The organism is Rathayibacter sp. SD072 (assembly GCF_017355185.1).
GTDB lineage: Bacteria > Actinomycetota > Actinomycetes > Actinomycetales > Microbacteriaceae > Rathayibacter.
Genome location: NZ_JADILJ010000017.1, coordinates 55,998 through 71,421, shown reverse-complemented (window position 1 = coordinate 71,421; position 15,424 = coordinate 55,998). Strand labels below are relative to the sequence as shown.

Genomic DNA, 15,424 nt, shown 5'->3' with positions numbered 1-15,424 from the left:
TCACCCGCGGCGGCGTCGGTCGAGGTGGTCGCGGGCTCCGACGCGGCGGAGCTCGGGGTGGAGGCGGCCGTGCGGACGGGGGTCGGCATGGTGCGGTACCTGGGCCCCGAGCGGCCCACGGGGCTCGTGCTCGCTCGGCGGCCCGAAGTGGTGACCGGTGCGGGGCGCGTGCAGGCCTGGCTCGTGGGGTCCGGGACCAGCGCCGACGACCGCTCCGACTCCGAGCGGGGAGTGCTGCTCGAGCAGCTGCACTCGGGAGTGCCCGTCGTGCTCGACGCGGGGGCGCTCGACCTGATCGGCGAGGTCGACGGACCGGTGATCGTGACGCCCCACTTCCGCGAGCTCGCCGGCATGCTCCAGCGGGCCGGAGTCGACGTCGACGCCACGTCGATCGCGGCGGACGCGGCCGGATGGGCGCGCCGCGCCGCCGAGCGGTTCGAGGTCTGCGTGCTGCTCAAGGGCAGCACGACCCACGTGGTGGCGGGCGACGTCGCGCTCGACGTGAGCGGATCGACTCCGTGGCTCGCGACAGCCGGCAGCGGCGACGTGCTCGGGGGAGTGCTCGGCGCCCTGCTCGCGGGGAGCGCCGCCGACGCCGAGGCGAGAGGGACGGCCCTCGGCGACCGGGAGCTCGTGTCCGTCGCGGCGGCCGCCTCCGTGCTGCACGCCCGTGCGGGCGAGTCCGCGTCGGGCGGGGGGCCGATCGCCGCCCTCGACATCGCCGAGCACCTCCCGCGGGTCGTCGCGAGCCTCCTGGACTGACCGGGGAGAAGGACAGCCAAGCTATGGGTCGGCGACACTGAACCGATGCCGCCGCCGGGTCGTTGTCCCGGGAGAAGCGCTCGGCGCGGGTCTGTCACTGGAGCCGCACGGGCGCCTCATCGGAACCCCACAACTCCCGTCCCTACGGTCGGGAGCGACAGCCGCGTCCGCCCCCCACTCAGGAGAACAGACATGACCGCGAAGACCACGACTCCCGTCCGCTACGCCCTGACCCTCCTGGCCGGCGCGGGAACCCTCGCCGCCCTCGCCGCCTGCTCCAGCACGGCCACCGCCGGCACCGACTCCGCCGAGGAGACGACGGCCCCGAGCTCCGCCGCGTCGGAGCCCGCGACCACCTCGACCGACGCCGCCGCGGGTGACGCCGCCGCCGGCGACAGCGCGTACGCCGACGGCACCTACGACGCCGAGGGTGCGTACACCTCGCCCGGGGGCAACGAGACCGTCGGCGTCGAGCTCACGCTCGAGGGCGGCGTCGTCACCGCCGTCACGGTGACCCCGCAGTCCGAGAACCCCACCGGCGAGCAGTACCAGGAGCGCTTCGCGAGCGGTATCTCCGGCGAGGTCGTCGGGGTCCCCCTCGACGAGCTCGACGTGAGCGTCGTCTCGGGGTCCTCCCTCACCTCCGGCGGCTTCAACGATGCCGTCGAGACCATCAAGGCCGATGCCGCGGCCTGACGACCGGCACGTGCTCGAGCACGTCTGGCGGTTCGACGCGATCGGGACCGTCTGGCGCATCGACTCCGGTGACGCCCTCGACGCGGGCGTGCGCTCCCGTGTCGAGGCGCGCATCGGGGAGTACGACCGCACCTGGTCGCGATTCCGCGACGACTCGGCGGTGTCACGCCTGCGCACCGAGCCGGGCGAGCACGTCTTCCCGGAGGAGGCGGACGCACTCTTCGCCCTCTACGACGCCCTTCACGGGCTCACCGACGGCGCCGTGACGCCCTTCGTGGGCGACGCCCTCGAGCAGCTGGGGTACGACGCCGACTACACGCTCGTCCCGCGCGGACCCGCCTCCGCTCCGCCCTCCTGGTCCGGCGCCCGCGCGGCAGGGGGTCGCGTCGTGGCGACGTCGCGGGCGGTGGTCCTCGATGTCGGCGCAGCGGGCAAGGGCCAGCTGGTCGATCTCGTCCTGGCCGAGCTCGACGCCGCGGGTGTCGAGCACTCGGTGGTCGACGCCGGAGGGGACCTCCGAGCCCGCAGCGCCGGTCCCTTCCGCGTCGCTCTCGAGCACCCCTACGACCCGACCCGGGCGATCGGGGTGGCCGTGCCCGGCGAGCGCGCGCTCTGCGCCTCCGCGAGCAACCGCCGCGCCTGGGGCGACGGCCTGCACCACGTGCTCGACGGGCGCACCGGCCGACCCGTCGACACCGTGGTCGCGACCTGGGCGATCGCCGACACGGCTCTGCTCGCCGACGGACTCGCCACGGCGCTGTTCGTCAGCCCTCCCGAGACTCTCGCCGAACGCTTCGACTTCGAGTTCGTCCGCGTGTTCAGCGACGGCACCCTCCAACACTCGCCCCGCTTCCCCGGAGAGGTCTTCCGATGATCGGCACCCTCGATCGCGCCCTCGGGCGCATCACCATGTACCGCCTGGTCTGGATGACGCTCGCCGCGCTCCTCGCGGTCGCGCTCGGCTACTCCGCGGCGGGGCTGATCTTCTTCCGACCGCTCGAGATCGCCGCCACCGCGGTGGTCGCCGTCGCGTCCACGACCGCGGTGACCTGGCTGCTCGCGAAGGCGGTGCGCTCGCCCGCGCACCTCGAGTCCTCGCTCGTCACCGGGCTCCTGATCGCCTTCCTGCTCTTCCCCACCGCGGAACCGGGCGCCCTGCTCGTCGTCGCGCTGGTGGGCGCGATCGCGGCGGCGTCGAAGTACGTCCTCGCCTGGCGGGGGCGCCACGTGTTCAACCCGGCCGCGGTGGCGGTCCTGCTCGTCGCCCTCGCCCAGGGGCTGCTCGAGGGCACCCCGGCGGAGGGGTCGCTGACCGCGGCCGCCTGGGTGCTGCCGACGGGCGCTCTGTGGCCCTGGGTGCTCGTCGCCGCGCTGCTGATCGTGGCGCGCGTGCGCCGCTGGGCGGTCTTCCTCGTCTTCGTGCTGGTCGCCGGATCCGTGTCCGTCTCCCAGTCGGTCCTCGCCGGCCAGGAGGTCGGGGCGGCCGCACTGTCGGTCCTCACGGCCTACCCGTTCGTCTTCGCGGGCGCCTTCATGCTCACGGAGCCGCTGACGCTGGCGCCCCGCCGCTCGCAGCAGCTCGTCGTGGCGGTGGTGGCGGCGCTGCTGACCAGCGTGCCGTTCCACTGGGGGGTCCTCTACTCGAGCCCCGAGCTGGGCCTCGTGGTCGGCAACGCCCTCGCGTTCGCCTTCGCGTTCCGCCAGCGTCGACGCCTGCCGCTGGAGCTGCGCTCCGCGGAGTCGATCGCGCCGGGCATCACCGAGTACCGCTTCCGGTCGGCCTCGCCGCTGCGCTTCGAGCCCGGGCAGTGGATCGAGCTCGATCTGCCGCACCGCTCCGATGCGAGGGGGAGCCGTCGCACCTTCTCGATCGCTTCCACTCCCCGGGACGGAGAGATCGCGATCGCGATGCGCGTGCCCGAGAAGGCGAGCAGCTTCAAGCGCGCCCTCGCCGACCTCGAGCCGGGCGCCGTCGTCCGGGCGACGGGCGTCGGCGGCGACTTCGTCCTGCCGTCGGATCCCTCCGTGCCGCTGCTGCTCGTCGCGGGCGGCATCGGCATCACTCCGTTCGCCAGCCAGCTGCGGGCCCTCGCGGACGGCCCCGCGCGCGATGTCGTGGTGGTCTACGCGGCGGCGACGCTCGAGGACGCCGCGTACCGGGAGCTTCTGCAGGCGTCGGGAGCGCGGGTCGTGCTCCTGTCGCCCGACGCGCCGCGTGCGCTCCCCGACGGCTGGGCCCACTCGTCGGTTCGACTGACGGCCGCCTCGCTCGCCGATCTGGTCCCGGACGCGCCCCGCCGCGTCGGCTACGTCTCGGGCTCGCCGACCTTCGTCGACTCGGTGCGCGGCGCCCTCCGCGGGGCCGGGGCGAAGCGGGTCCGCACCGATGCGTTCGCCGGCTACTGACCGGTGCTCCGGCGCTCCGCGCCTGCCAGGATGCCGTTCGACAGCCGCTCTATGATGACGCCGTGACGACCCCAGGAACCCCGGCGAGGACCCGCCCCACGGTCTGGCTGCGCGAGAACCGCGACTCGGCCGCCGTGCTCTGGGGCGGCTTCGCCCTGGTGCACCTGCTGCTGTCGGTGCTGGCGCTGTTCGCGCCCGGACTGCCGATGGGCGACGTCAGCATCGTCTACAAGCAGTGGATGCAGACGGCGGTCGAGGGAGGCGGCGTCGCCGGGATCGACACGGGCTGGGTCTACCCGATCCTCGCTTGGGCGCCGATCGCGGCCTCGTGGCTCTTTGGTGCCGCCGGGTACGACGTCGTCTGGCTCGTCCTCGTCGCTCTCGCCGACGCGGCGGCATTCGGTCTCCTCCTGCACGGCCGCCGGTCGGCGCGACTGGCCGCTGCACGCTGGTGGCTGCTGTTCCTCGTCCTGCTCGGCCCCATCGCGGTCGGGCGGATCGACGCGTTCACCGCTCCGCCGGTGATCGCCGGGATGCTGTGGGTCGGCACGCGGCCGGGAGCCTCCGCGCTCCTGCTGACGATCGCCACCTGGGTCAAGGTCTGGCCCGCCGCGGTGCTCGCCGCCGCCGTGCTGGTGCTGCGGGGCCGAGTGCGGCGCATCGTCGTGCCGGTCCTCGCCTCCGCCGTCATCGTGCTCGGAGTCGTGCTGGTCGGCGGGGGCGAGCAGGTCTTCAGCTTCGTCTCGGACCAGACCACCCGGGGGCTGCAGATCGAAGCGGTGGTGAGCACGCCGTGGATGTGGCTCTCGGTGCTCCCGGGCTCCGGCAGCTACGTCTGGTACGCGGCCGACATCAACACCTTCGAGATGCACGGACCGGGGACGGACGTCGCGGCCGATCTGATGACCCCGCTGCTCGCGGCGGCCATGCTGGTCGTCGCGGGTCTGGGTCTTCGCGCCCTGCGCTCCGGCGCCTCGGCCGCCCGCCTGCTCCCGCTGCTGGCGCTGGCCTTCGTCGTGGTCTTCATCGACGTCAACAAGGTGCTCTCGCCGCAGTACGTCGTCTGGCTCGCCCCTCCGGTGATCGCCGGGCTGGTCGTCGACCGCGACGCCTTCCGCACCCCCGCGAAGCTGACCCTGTGGGTCGCGGCGTTCACGCAGCTCGTCTACCCGTACCTGTACCTCTTCCTGCTCTGGTCGCACTGGTGGATGGTGCTCGTGCTGTCGGTCCGGAACGTGCTGCTGCTGATGCTGCTCGGCTGGGTCGTGCGCGAGCTCTGGCGCTCCGGGACGCGGGGAGCCGCCGCGCGTCGGGACGACGTCCGCCTCGGGGCCTCCGCGCTCGCGCGCTGATCCCTCCGGGCTCGTAGGCTCGGACCCAGCGGCCGACCGGCGGCCGCGCTGCAGGAGGTCATCATGCTCGTCGCGTTCTCGGTCGCTCCCTCGGGTGGCGAAGGCCCCGACGCCTCCGTCCACGACGCGGTCGCCGCAGCGGTGCGCATCGTGCGCGACTCCGGTCTGCCGAACCGCACCACCTCGATGTTCACCGAGATCGAGGGGGAGTGGGACGAGGTGTTCGACGTCGTCAAGCGGGCGACGGAGGCGGTCGGCACGTTCGGCTCGCGCGTCTCGCTCGTGCTGAAGGCCGACATCCGGCCCGGCTACTCCGGCGAGATCGACGCCAAGATCGAGCGGCTGGGGCAGGCGCTGGGGGAGTGAGCCGAGCGGGAGCGCTCTCCCGCTCGAATCGTTTCGACACCGCTCGGAATGCCCGTACCCTGGTCCGGTGACTCTCTCGCCCGCCCGGACCCGTCTCGCCCTCCTCGCCCTCGCGATGGGCGGTTTCGGCATCGGCTCCACGGAGTTCGTGGCGATGGGACTGCTGCCCCAGCTCGCCGCCGATCTGCTCCCCGGTGTCTGGGCGACCGACACGGAGCTCGCGAACTCGCAGGCCGGGATGCTGATCTCGGCGTACGCGCTCGGGGTGGTCGTCGGAGCGCCCACGATCGCTGCGGCCGCCGCCCGGTGGCCGCGCAAGCGCCTGCTGCTCGGTCTGCTCGTCGCCTTCACGCTGGGCACCATCGCCTCGGCGCTGCTGCCGACCTTCGAGCTCGTGCTGGTCGCCCGGTTCGTCGCGGCGCTCCCGCACGGCGCCTACTTCGGCATCGCCTCCCTCGTCGCCGCCGATCTGATGGGGCCGGGCAGCCGCGGCAAGGGCGTCGCCTTCGTGCTGTCCGGTCTCACGATCGCCAACGTGGTGGGGGTTCCCGCGATCACCTGGGTGGGACAGAACGCGGGCTGGCGCTCCGCCTACCTGGTGGTGGCGGCCATCTTCGCCGCCACCGTCGTCGCGGTCTCCCTCCTGGTGCCGCACCAGCCGGGGAACCCTGCAGCGACGATGCGCAACGAGCTCAAGGCCTTCGGACGCCTGCAGGTCTGGATGACGCTCGCCATCGGCGCGATCGGCTTCGGCGGTCTCTTCGCCATGTACAGCTACATCACCCCGCTCTCGACCGAGGTCACCGGTCTGCCGCTGGGCGCCGTTCCGTGGGTCCTGGTCGTCATCGGTTTGGGCATGACCGTCGGCAACCTCGCGGGCGGCTGGGCGGCGGACAAGAACGTGCGGCTCGCTCTGATCGTGCTGTTCGCGGGGGTGGGCGTCTCGCTCGTCGGTCTCGCGCTCACGGCCACGACGCCGGTGGGTCTTTTGGTGTTCGCGTTCCTCGCGGCCGGGTTCTCGGCCGGTGCCTCGCCCGCGATCCAGACCCGTCTGATGGATGTCGCGCGCGACAGTCAGACGATCGCCGCCGCGCTCAACCACTCCGCGCTCAACATCGGCAACTCCGTCGGCGCCGCACTCGGCGGCGTCGCGATCGCGGCCGGACTCGGCTACCTCTCACCCATCTGGGTGGGCGTGGTCCTCACGGCCGCGGGCATCCTCCTCGCCCTCGGCAGCCTCGCGATCGACCGCGCCTGCGGCACGGCCTACCCCGCCCCGCGCGAGCCCGCCGCCCCCGGCACCGGAAGCGTCCCCATCAACGCCCTCTAGCGGGCGCCGGGCGGCGTCTCGCAGCTCGCGACGCTGCGAGAGGAGGGGCGGTGCACCGCGATGTGCCGCCCTGCGCCCCGGCTGCGTGCCCCGCAGGCTCGCGAGCTGTGCCCCAGCGCGCGCAGCGGCGTTCTTCCGCCGGAGCCGCGGGAGGACGTGGGTCTCGATACGCCGCCCTCCGGCCGGCTACTCGACCAGCAGAGTGCTCCCGCATCGCGGCTCGACCCCGGCGCGAGCCCCGCGACGCGAATCCGCGTGCCAGCGGATTCACGCAGGGCGCCGCAGGCCGCTCTGCGGTTCGCGACCACGTCGGGAAGGCGACCGCGGCACGGCGGGCGGGGACCGCCGTGCGAACCAGCTCAATCCGTCTCGATCAGGATCCCGTCGTGGATGGCGCGCTTGCGCAGCGCGACCTTGGTGCCCACGTCGATGCCGACGACGCGGTACTTCTCGCGGATGCGCTTGAGGTACGACTTCGCCGTCTCCTCCGAGATGCCGAGCTCGAAGGCGACGGACTTCACGGGCTCGCCTCCTCCGTAGAGGGCCATGACGCGGCGCTCCTGCGCGCTGAGCTTGGGCGCGCCGTCGGAGTCACCGGTGGACAGTGCCATGTCGAGCTCGTGCGAGATGTAGGAGTGGCCGTCCTTCGCCGCGCGGATCGCCTCGACGATCATGTCGGCGTCCTCGGTCTTGACGAGGTAGCCGAGGGCTCCTGACGCCAGGGCCTCGCGGACGACGGCGGGCTCGGAGTAGGTGCTCATGAGCACCGTCTTCACCCCGGTGGTCTTCAACGTCGAGAGCTTCACCGAGATCGGGATGTTGTCCTTGAGGTCGAGGTCGAGCAGGACCACGTCGACCGGGAACTCCGGGTGCGTGAGCAGCTCCGGCCAGGAGGCGACGGCGGCGACCAGCTGGATGTCGGAGGCGGCTCCTCTGATCCACTCGGTGAGGGCGCCCAGGAGCATCTTGTGGTCGTCGACGACGGCGAGGGTGATCTTCGGCTCGGCGGAGTGGGTCATCGGAGTCCTTCGGCTGTTCGGGGCGTCTGCGGTTCGGGGGTCCCGGGGTCTGGGGGCTCTGGCTCATCGGCGTCTCGCGGCCGCCGGTCATCGGTCGACCGGGTTCTCGACCAGGCAGTCGATCTCGATCCGCAGCTCACTGTCGCGGGACGGAGTGCGCGAGGCGCCGACCTGAGCGATAGCCTCCCACGTCGCGGGATCCACTCCGCGCAGTGGCACACCCTCGCATCGGAGTGCGATCGGGACGAGGAGAGTGCGTGCAGGCGCGTCCGGGGCGGGCTCACGGGGCGATCCGGCCTCGACGTGGAGTGCCGCGGGAGTGCCGACGGCGCCGTCGAGGATGAGCCAGATGGCCGAGAGCAGGCCGTCGCGCTGGGCCTGGCCGAGCAGCCCGGCCGTGCCGTCGGGATCGTCGAGATGGACGAGCGGAGCGAGGAACTCGGACTCGAGGATCGCGTGGTGCAGCCAGGTCTCGCGGCGGCCCTCGATGAGGTGCAGGCGCAGCTGCGTCGCGAGGGACGCCGCGTGCGCGGCCCGGTCGGCGTCCAGGGGCAGCGGCGTGCTCGCGTCGCCGACCTCGGCGAGCAGGCGCTCCGCGGCCAGGTCGAGGCGGGCGAGCTCCTCCGAGGCGAGCATGCCGACCGCGTAGCGCGGTCCGGCGGTCGTGCTCTGCACCAGGGCCCGGTCGATCTCGAGCTGCACCATGCGCCGGAAGCCGCGCATCATCACGACGACGACCACGGCGGGCGTCAGGGTGAGCACGAGGGCGCTCACGCGGACCGAGACCGCGTCGGCGTCGCCCCACCCCATCGCGGCGAAGACCGCGAGCTCGGCGGCAGCCACGATCAGCGCGACGGCGATGATCTCGACTCCGCGCCGGTGCACGATGAGGGCGGTGTGCGCGACCGCTGCGGCCACGGCGGCGGTGGGGGCCGCTTGCGAGCCCGCTCCCAGCACGGCGGCCAGATCGAGCACGACGGCCGCCGACGCGCCGGCGAGGAACGCCGCGTAGGCCCAGGAGGGCAGGCTCTGACCTGCGTGGCGGATGGCGAGGACGGTCGCTCCGAAGGTCGCTCCGAGCAGCAGCCACGCCGCTGCTCCGAGGCCCGGCATCGAGTACTCGTCGAGGCTGCCGAGGAAGACGAGGAGCTCGTACCCCATGATCGCGAGGGCGATGCCGGTGAGTCCGCTGCCGAGGTAGCTCGTGCCGAGCCCCTCGTGCTGCTGCTTGGCCGACGACGCCGCGCGCGAGGGACGCCCCCGGCGGCGGGGAGCGCCGTTGAGCAGCGGGGCGACGGGCTCGGTCACTTCGGAACCTCCAGGACGACGGTCGTGCCGGCGCCGGGTGCGCTGAAGAGGCGCGTGCGCCCGCCCACGTCCGCGAGCCGGGCCACCACCGACTCCTTGAAGCCGAGCTTGGCGGCGGGGACCGTGCCGATGTCGAACCCGACCCCGGCATCGGTCACCATCGCCCGCACCGTGCCGTCGTCCTCGGTGATCGTGACGTCGGCCGAGTTGACCCCGGAGTGCCGCCGCACGTTCTCGAGGCACTCGGCGAGGGCCATGAGGAACGAGTCGAGGGCGGCGCCGCTGAGCACGATCTGGCCGGAGCCGTGCCAGATGACGTCCAGGCCCATGCGTCCGAAGCGGTTCTTGACACCCTCGAGGGTGTGCGCGGCGGGCGCGCTCGTGACGCTCGTCAGCTGGTACGAGCCGGAGGCGCTGGGGGTGGGGGTGCCGCCGAGGCGCAGCTGCCGCAGGAGCTGCGCGTCCTCGGCCGCCTGCTGGCGGAGGGCGTCGACGGAGACGCCGACCCCGGAGTGGGCGAGCAGGGTCAGCGTGGCGAGCACCGTGTCGTGCAGGAGCCGGGCGCCCTGGCGACGCTGCGCCTCCGTCTCGCTGGCCTGCCGTTCGACGCGGTGCGCGTTGCCGATGCTGTCGATCCGCCGCACCACCCGCGGCACCGCGGTGCTGATCCAGAGGGCGAAAGCGCAGAGGCAGCCCCACGGCAGCAGGCTCAGGATCGCGACGTTCAGGGTCATCGCGGTGCTGGCGGCGAGCATCGACGGCACGAGGCTCGCGAGCAGGATCGGGAGCAGCGTCAGTGCCCGCCGGGGCGACGTGCTGACGACCACGGCGACGGTGCTCGTGATCGCGTTGACGGTGCTCGCGAGCACGAACGCCGCGAAACCGGGGGAGTCCGCCACGTCGACGGCGATCCCCGCGCCCAGCAGGAGCCCGCCGACACCGCTGGCGACCAGCCAGAGTCGCGCGCCGCTCCGGCCGAGCTGGACGTGCACCACGGCGAGTCCGAGCAGCAGTGCGACGGCGAAGGGCTGGGCCAGCGGATCGAGGGTGCCCGGCACGAGGACCAGCACGAGCGCCGCACTGTCCGTCAGCAGACCCACGGCTCGCGCGGACTGCTGGAGGAGGCGGTCGCGCTCCCGCACGCTGCGGATCATGGGCACGGCGCGACTCCCTCGGATCGTCGGGGGAAGGGCCCCCGACTCACGATAGCCACTGACGGCGCCCGGGCCGGGAGCGGCTCACACGGCCAGCAGGCGCGAGAGGTGCCCGCCGACCACGTCGTCCTCGATCAGGAAGGCGTCGTGGCCGAAGGTCGAGCTGATCACGGCCACCTCGTCGCCGTCGATGTTGCCCGGAGCGTGACTGGCGATGATCCGCTGACCTTCGACGGGGAAGAGCCGATCGCTGTCGATGCCGAGGACGAGGGTCGGACTGGTGATGCGGGAGAGCGCCTCCGCCTCGCCGCCGCGGCCGCGGCCGACGTCGTGCGAGTTCATCGCCTCGACGAGGGTGATGTAGCTGTTGGCGTCGAAGCGGCGGGTGAACTTGTTGCCGTGGAAGTCGAGGTAGGACTCGACCGCGAACCGCCCTCCGCCGCCGAGCGGGCTGAGACCCGACTGCCAGCTGCGCTCGAAGCGGTCGTTGAGCTCCGAGGGGCTGCGGTAGTTCAGCAGCGCCATCCGGCGGGCCAGGGCGAGCCCGTGGTACGGGCCCTGACCGTCGCCGGCGTCGTAGTAGGCGCCGCCGGCGAAGTTCGCGTCGCTGCGGATCGCCTCGAGCTGCACGAAGTTGAGCGCGATCTGATCGGCGGTCGCACGCGGGGGAGCGGCGAGCACGGCGAGCCGGGCCACGCGCTCCGGATGGTCGATGCCCCACTCGAGCGCCTGCATCCCGCCCATCGAGCCGCCGATGACCGTGTGCCACCGCGCGATCCCGAGCAGGTCCGAGAAGAGGACCTGCGCCCGGACCTGGTCGCGGATGCTCGTGTACGGGAACCGCGCGCCCCACTCGTGCCCGTCGGGAGCGAGCGAGGCCGGCCCGGTCGTCCCCTGGCATCCGCCGAGCATGTTCGGCGCGACTACGAACCAGCGATCGGTGTCGATGACCTCGCCGGGTCCGACGAGCCCCGACCACCAGCCGTCCGTCGCGTGGCCGGTCTCGCCGCGGCCGACGAGGTGCGAGTCCCCGGTCAGTGCGTGGAGCACGAGGATCGCGTTGTCGCCGGAGGGGGAGAGCTCGCCCCAGGTCTCGTAGGCCATCCGCAGGTGCGGCAGGTGCCCGCCCGATTCGAAGTCGAACGGGCCGACGTCGACGAAGCGGCGGTTGCCGGGGTGATCGCCGTCTCGCCAGGCCCCGGTGGCGGGCGGCTTGCCGATCACCGAGCGGAGCTGGCGCTCGGTGACGAACGCCGAAGGGACGGTGTCCTCGAGTGTCTGCTGCCAGTCCATAGCGGTCTCCATCGTGTCAGAGCGCCGCCCCGCGCCGTCGTTTGTTACGCCCCTCCTTCGGAGCGCCGCCCCGTGCCCGCGCTCGTGACGCCCCCCGGTGTCCTGCCGGAACGGACTCGACCCCCCGCCGCGGCAGGGGGTCTCGTCCGTTCCTTCGCGACCGGTGACGCGTCGCGAGGCCGGGTCAGGCGTTCGCGCGCGACGCCTCGACCACGGCGCGGGCTGCCCGCAGGGCCTGGGCGAGGTCGGCGCGCAGGTCGTCGATGCTCTCCAGGCCCACCGAGAGGCGGACGAGTCCGGGCGTCACGCCCGCGGTCAGCTGCTGCTCCGGGGTGAGCTGCGAGTGCGTCGTCGAGGCGGGGTGGATGACGAGCGAGCGGACGTCGCCGATGTTCGCGAGGTGCGAGAACAGGGTGAGCGAGTCGACGAACGCGCGGCCGGCGTCGACTCCGCCCTTGAGCTCGAACGACAGCACCGCTCCGACGCCCTTCGGCGCGTAGTGGTTCGCGGCCGCGTACCAGGGCGAGGTGAGCAGACCGGAGTAGTTCACCGACGCGATGTCGGAGTGGTTCTCGAGGTACTCCGCGATCTCCTGCGCGTTCTGCACGTGGCGCTCGATGCGCAGCGACAGGGTCTCGATGCCCTGGATCAGCTGCCAGGCGCTCGCCGGGGCGATGGACGCACCGAGGTCGCGCAGCAGCTGCACGCGGGCCTTGATGATGTAGGCGAGGGAGTCGCCGACCGCGGCCGTGTAGACCGCGCCGTGGTACGACTCGTCCGGCGTCGTGAGGCCGGGGAACTTCTCCGCGTTCTCGGTCCACGGGAAGGTGCCGCCGTCGACGATGGCGCCGCCGATGACCGTGCCGTGCCCCCCGAGGAACTTGGTGGCCGAGTGCACGATGATGTCGGCGCCGTGCTCGAACGGGCGGACCAGGTACGGCGTCGCGATCGTGTTGTCGACGATCAGCGGCACGCCCGAGGCGTGGGCGACGTCGGCGACGGAGCGGATGTCGAGGATGTTGATCTTGGGGTTGCCGATGGTCTCGGCGAAGAAGAGCTTGGTGTTCGGGCGCACCGCGCGGCGCCACTCCTCCTGGTCGTCCTGGTTCTCGACGAACGTCGTCTCGATGCCGAGCTTGGCCAGCGTGTACTTGAACAGGTTGTATGTGCCGCCGTAGATCGAGGACGACGAGACGATGTGGTCGCCGGCGTGCGCGATGTTGAGGACCGCCGCGGTCTCGGCCGCCTGGCCGGAGGCGAGGAGCAGGGCGCCGGAGCCGCCCTCGAGCGCGGCGAGGCGCTCCTCCACGACGGCCTGCGTCGGGTTCTGGATGCGGGTGTAGATGTTGCCGAACTCGGCGAGGGCGAAGAGGTTCTTCGCGTGCTCCGCGTTGTCGAAGACGTAGGAGGTCGTCTGGTAGATCGGCGTGGCGCGCGCCTTGGTGACCGGATCCGGCGCCGCTCCCGAGTGGATCTGCTTGGTCTCGAACTGCCACTGGGCGGGGTCGGTCATGGTGCGTCCAATCGGGTCGTGACGGCGGAGGGGCGGAGTCCGTTCTCCGCCGCGACGAGCCTAGGCGGGCGGCCGGGCGGGGGCGAGGTCCGTCGACACACGAGGTCATCCCGCGACGAGGACCGCCGCGACGGGGACCGCCTCAGCGGGGTGCGGTGCGGTCGGGCGTGCTGCGATCGGGCGCGGCGCGCGGATCGCGCTTGGAGCCCGTCGGATCGGCGCGCCGCGGCCGCTCGGGCCGCTCGTCCTGCACCGGGGCGAAGAGCCAGGCGGCGCGCGGCTCGACGAGCTTGTGGAAGACGGTCCGCGTCCAGCCGAGCGAGAGCACCACCGAGACCGCGATGCAGAGCACGATCATCAGCACCAGAGCGAGCGTGCTGTCCGCGGCCGACAGCACCCCCGACTCCCGCAGCGGGTAGAGGACGAAGCTGTGCAGCAGATAGACGTACATCGTCGACTGGCCCCAGTGCGTCAGCACCGTGCGCCCGCGCGGGATCAGCGTGAAGAGGGCGAGGGAGAGGACGACCGCGGTGAGCATCAGCGCCAGGCGGACCAGGCCGGCCCACCACTCCGTCTCGCCGAGGGCGTCGTAGGGGCGGTCGTAGAAGAACCAGTAGCGAAGGTCGGCCGCGCGGAACGCGTCGATGTTCACCGTCATCACGAGAGCAGTGACGGCGAAGAGGACGAGGGCGACGGCGCGCACCGCGAGGACCCTGCCCGTCGGCAGAGCGAGCCAGCGGTCGACGAGGAGCTGAGAGCCGGCCCGCCATCCGCGCAGCCGCCAGCCGAAGACGAAGAAGGGCAGGATCCCGATCGCGCGCGCCAGCGAGAAGGTCGAGTCGATGTTGTCGTAGTAGCTGACCCCCACCGCGAGGACGACGCTGATCAGCAGCGGCCAGCGCAGGAGCGCGAGGTAGGGGAGGACCAGACGGAAGATGCCCAGCGCGAGCAGGAACCAGAGCGTCCAGCTGGGCTTGGTCGGATTGAACTCGGTCTTGCCCTCGACCGCCAGCTGCACCAGCGTCCAGACCGTCTCCATGATCAGGTAGGGCAGCAGGATGTCGGTCATCACCCGGCGCATCGCCCGCGCGTTCGGCGCTCCGGCCTTCGAGAAGTAGCCGGAGATGATGGCGAACGCCGGCATGTGGAACGCGTAGACCGTGAGGTAGACGATCAGCGACACGTCGGAGTTGGCGGTCAGGCGCTGGATCCCGTGCCCGATGACCACCAGGGTCACGCAGACGAAGCGGGCGTTGTCCCAGAGCGGGACGCGGCGCTTGGGGGGAGCTCCGACTCCGCCGGTCGCGGGTGCGGGGTCGGCGGGGTTCACCGGGTCAGACTAGCGTTGGGGGCGACGACGGAGTCGGTGGTGTCCGAGGCTTGACGGAAGGGGACTAGCGTGGTTCGACGCGTCGTCGTGACAGGAGCGAGTTCAGGGATCGGTGCGGCGACGGTCCGCCTGTTCCGGGAGCACGGATGGGACGTCGTGGCCGTGGCTCGTCGGCAGGAGAGGCTCGAGGCGCTCGCCGCCGAGACGGGCGCGACCTTCTTCACCGCGGATCTGACCGACTCCGCCCAGGTCGACGCCCTGCGCGACCACCTCGCCGCGACCGGCGCCGTGCACGCGCTCGTCAACAACGCCGGCGGCGCGCTCGGACTCGACACCGTGGAGGCGTCCGACCCGGCCGACTGGACCCGGATGTTCGAGATCAACGTGCTCTCGGTGAAGCTGGTCACCAGCGCGCTCCTGCCGCTGCTGCGCCGCGGTGTCGCCGACGCCGGCTCCGAGGGCTCGGCCGACATCGTCACGGTCACCTCCATCGCCGGCCACGTCGCCTACGAGGGCGGCGGCGGCTACAACGCGGCCAAGTTCGCGGCCCACGCGCTGGTCGCCGTCCTGCGCCTCGAACTCGCGGGCGAGCCGATCCGGGTCGTCGAGATCGCCCCGGGCATGGTGCACACCGAGGAGTTCTCCCTGGTGCGGTTCGGCGGTGACAAGGAGCGGGCCGACAAGGTGTACGACGGAGTCGCCGCGCCCCTGGTGGCCGAGGACGTGGCCGCAGCGATCGTCTCCTCCGTGGAGCTGCCCGCGCACGTGAACCTGGATCTGGTGACGATCAAGCCCGTCGCGCAGGCCGCGCCGCACAAGGTCGTCCGAGGTCCGCTGGCTCCGAGGCTCTGACGGGGGGGGCGTCCGCCCGCCGTCGGGCGATGTGACGCGGAGG

14 protein-coding genes are annotated in these 15,424 nt (G+C 72.4%); 8 read left to right on the top strand and 6 right to left on the bottom strand.

What is annotated here, in order from left to right; all coding sequences use genetic code 11:
• The first annotated feature begins 24 nt into the window (after positions 1 to 24).
• The 7 genes from IOC53_RS09045 (at position 25) to IOC53_RS09015 (ending at position 6,912) form a co-directional block, all read left to right on the top strand.
• Entirely contained in the window at positions 25 to 762 is a 738-nt protein-coding gene (locus tag IOC53_RS09045) for an ADP/ATP-dependent (S)-NAD(P)H-hydrate dehydratase (protein WP_307786132.1), read from the top strand.
• A gap of 192 nt (positions 763 to 954) precedes the next feature.
• Positions 955 to 1,458, top strand: a complete 504-nt coding sequence (locus IOC53_RS09040; protein ID WP_207404906.1) for an FMN-binding protein — start codon at positions 955 to 957, stop codon at positions 1,456 to 1,458.
• The gene (locus IOC53_RS09035; protein WP_207404904.1) at positions 1,445 to 2,332 is read left to right on the top strand and encodes an FAD:protein FMN transferase; all 888 of its coding nucleotides are present in this window, start codon (positions 1,445 to 1,447) and stop codon (positions 2,330 to 2,332) included. The genes IOC53_RS09040 and IOC53_RS09035 overlap by 14 nt, the downstream gene beginning before the upstream one ends.
• On the top strand, positions 2,329 to 3,864 hold the full coding sequence (locus tag IOC53_RS09030; RefSeq protein ID WP_207404902.1) for an FAD-dependent oxidoreductase: 1,536 nt from the start codon (positions 2,329 to 2,331) through the stop codon (positions 3,862 to 3,864). The genes IOC53_RS09035 and IOC53_RS09030 overlap by 4 nt, the downstream gene beginning before the upstream one ends.
• 62 nt (positions 3,865 to 3,926) lie before the next feature.
• Positions 3,927 to 5,216: a glycosyltransferase 87 family protein gene (locus tag IOC53_RS09025; RefSeq protein WP_207404900.1), complete on the top strand. Its 1,290-nt coding sequence runs from the start codon at positions 3,927 to 3,929 to the stop codon at positions 5,214 to 5,216.
• A 63-nt stretch (positions 5,217 to 5,279) separates the two neighbouring features.
• Positions 5,280 to 5,582, top strand: coding sequence for a thiamine-binding protein (locus IOC53_RS09020; protein WP_207404898.1), 303 nt, complete (start codon positions 5,280 to 5,282; stop codon positions 5,580 to 5,582).
• A gap of 67 nt (positions 5,583 to 5,649) precedes the next feature.
• Positions 5,650 to 6,912, top strand: a complete 1,263-nt coding sequence (locus tag IOC53_RS09015; protein WP_374070548.1) for an MFS transporter — start codon at positions 5,650 to 5,652, stop codon at positions 6,910 to 6,912.
• Between the two features lie 359 nt (positions 6,913 to 7,271).
• Here the strand turns inward: IOC53_RS09015 and IOC53_RS09010 are convergent, their stop codons facing one another.
• From IOC53_RS09010 to IOC53_RS08985, 6 genes are all read right to left on the bottom strand, one after another.
• Entirely contained in the window at positions 7,272 to 7,931 is a 660-nt protein-coding gene (locus IOC53_RS09010; protein WP_207404896.1) for a response regulator, read from the bottom strand.
• 87 nt (positions 7,932 to 8,018) lie between these two features.
• Entirely contained in the window at positions 8,019 to 9,239 is a 1,221-nt protein-coding gene (locus IOC53_RS09005; protein ID WP_207404894.1) for a hypothetical protein, read from the bottom strand.
• Entirely contained in the window at positions 9,236 to 10,393 is a 1,158-nt protein-coding gene (locus IOC53_RS09000; protein ID WP_207404922.1) for a sensor histidine kinase, read from the bottom strand. The genes IOC53_RS09005 and IOC53_RS09000 overlap by 4 nt, the downstream gene beginning before the upstream one ends.
• An 84-nt stretch (positions 10,394 to 10,477) precedes the next feature.
• Complete coding sequence (locus IOC53_RS08995; RefSeq protein ID WP_207404892.1) at positions 10,478 to 11,686, bottom strand: homoserine O-acetyltransferase; 1,209 nt, start codon at positions 11,684 to 11,686, stop codon at positions 10,478 to 10,480.
• Positions 11,687 to 11,870: 184 nt separating this feature from the next.
• Positions 11,871 to 13,199: a bifunctional o-acetylhomoserine/o-acetylserine sulfhydrylase gene (locus IOC53_RS08990; RefSeq protein WP_207404890.1), complete on the bottom strand. Its 1,329-nt coding sequence runs from the start codon at positions 13,197 to 13,199 to the stop codon at positions 11,871 to 11,873.
• A gap of 142 nt (positions 13,200 to 13,341) precedes the next feature.
• A complete protein-coding gene (locus IOC53_RS08985; RefSeq protein WP_207404888.1) occupies positions 13,342 to 14,529 on the bottom strand; it encodes an acyltransferase family protein in 1,188 nt (395 codons plus the stop codon).
• A 69-nt stretch (positions 14,530 to 14,598) separates the two neighbouring features.
• Between IOC53_RS08985 and IOC53_RS08980 the strand changes: the two genes are divergently transcribed.
• Positions 14,599 to 15,381, top strand: coding sequence for an SDR family NAD(P)-dependent oxidoreductase (locus tag IOC53_RS08980; protein WP_307786130.1), 783 nt, complete (start codon positions 14,599 to 14,601; stop codon positions 15,379 to 15,381).
• Positions 15,382 to 15,424 lie beyond the last annotated feature (43 nt).

What these genes read in the sequence shown, in the direction of transcription:
- IOC53_RS09010 (WP_207404896.1), bottom strand. Translation starts at nt 7,931, where the DNA reads ATGACCCACTCCGCCGAGCCGAAGATCACCCTCGCCGTCGTCGACGAC.
- IOC53_RS09035 (WP_207404904.1), top strand. Translation starts at nt 1,445, where the DNA reads ATGCCGCGGCCTGACGACCGGCACGTGCTCGAGCACGTCTGGCGGTTC.
- IOC53_RS09020 (WP_207404898.1), top strand. Translation starts at nt 5,280, where the DNA reads ATGCTCGTCGCGTTCTCGGTCGCTCCCTCGGGTGGCGAAGGCCCCGAC.
- IOC53_RS09030 (WP_207404902.1), top strand. Translation starts at nt 2,329, where the DNA reads ATGATCGGCACCCTCGATCGCGCCCTCGGGCGCATCACCATGTACCGC.
- IOC53_RS08990 (WP_207404890.1), bottom strand. Translation starts at nt 13,199, where the DNA reads ATGACCGACCCCGCCCAGTGGCAGTTCGAGACCAAGCAGATCCACTCG.
- IOC53_RS08995 (WP_207404892.1), bottom strand. Translation starts at nt 11,686, where the DNA reads ATGGACTGGCAGCAGACACTCGAGGACACCGTCCCTTCGGCGTTCGTC.
- IOC53_RS09040 (WP_207404906.1), top strand. Translation starts at nt 955, where the DNA reads ATGACCGCGAAGACCACGACTCCCGTCCGCTACGCCCTGACCCTCCTG.
- IOC53_RS09000 (WP_207404922.1), bottom strand. Translation starts at nt 10,393, where the DNA reads ATGATCCGCAGCGTGCGGGAGCGCGACCGCCTCCTCCAGCAGTCCGCG.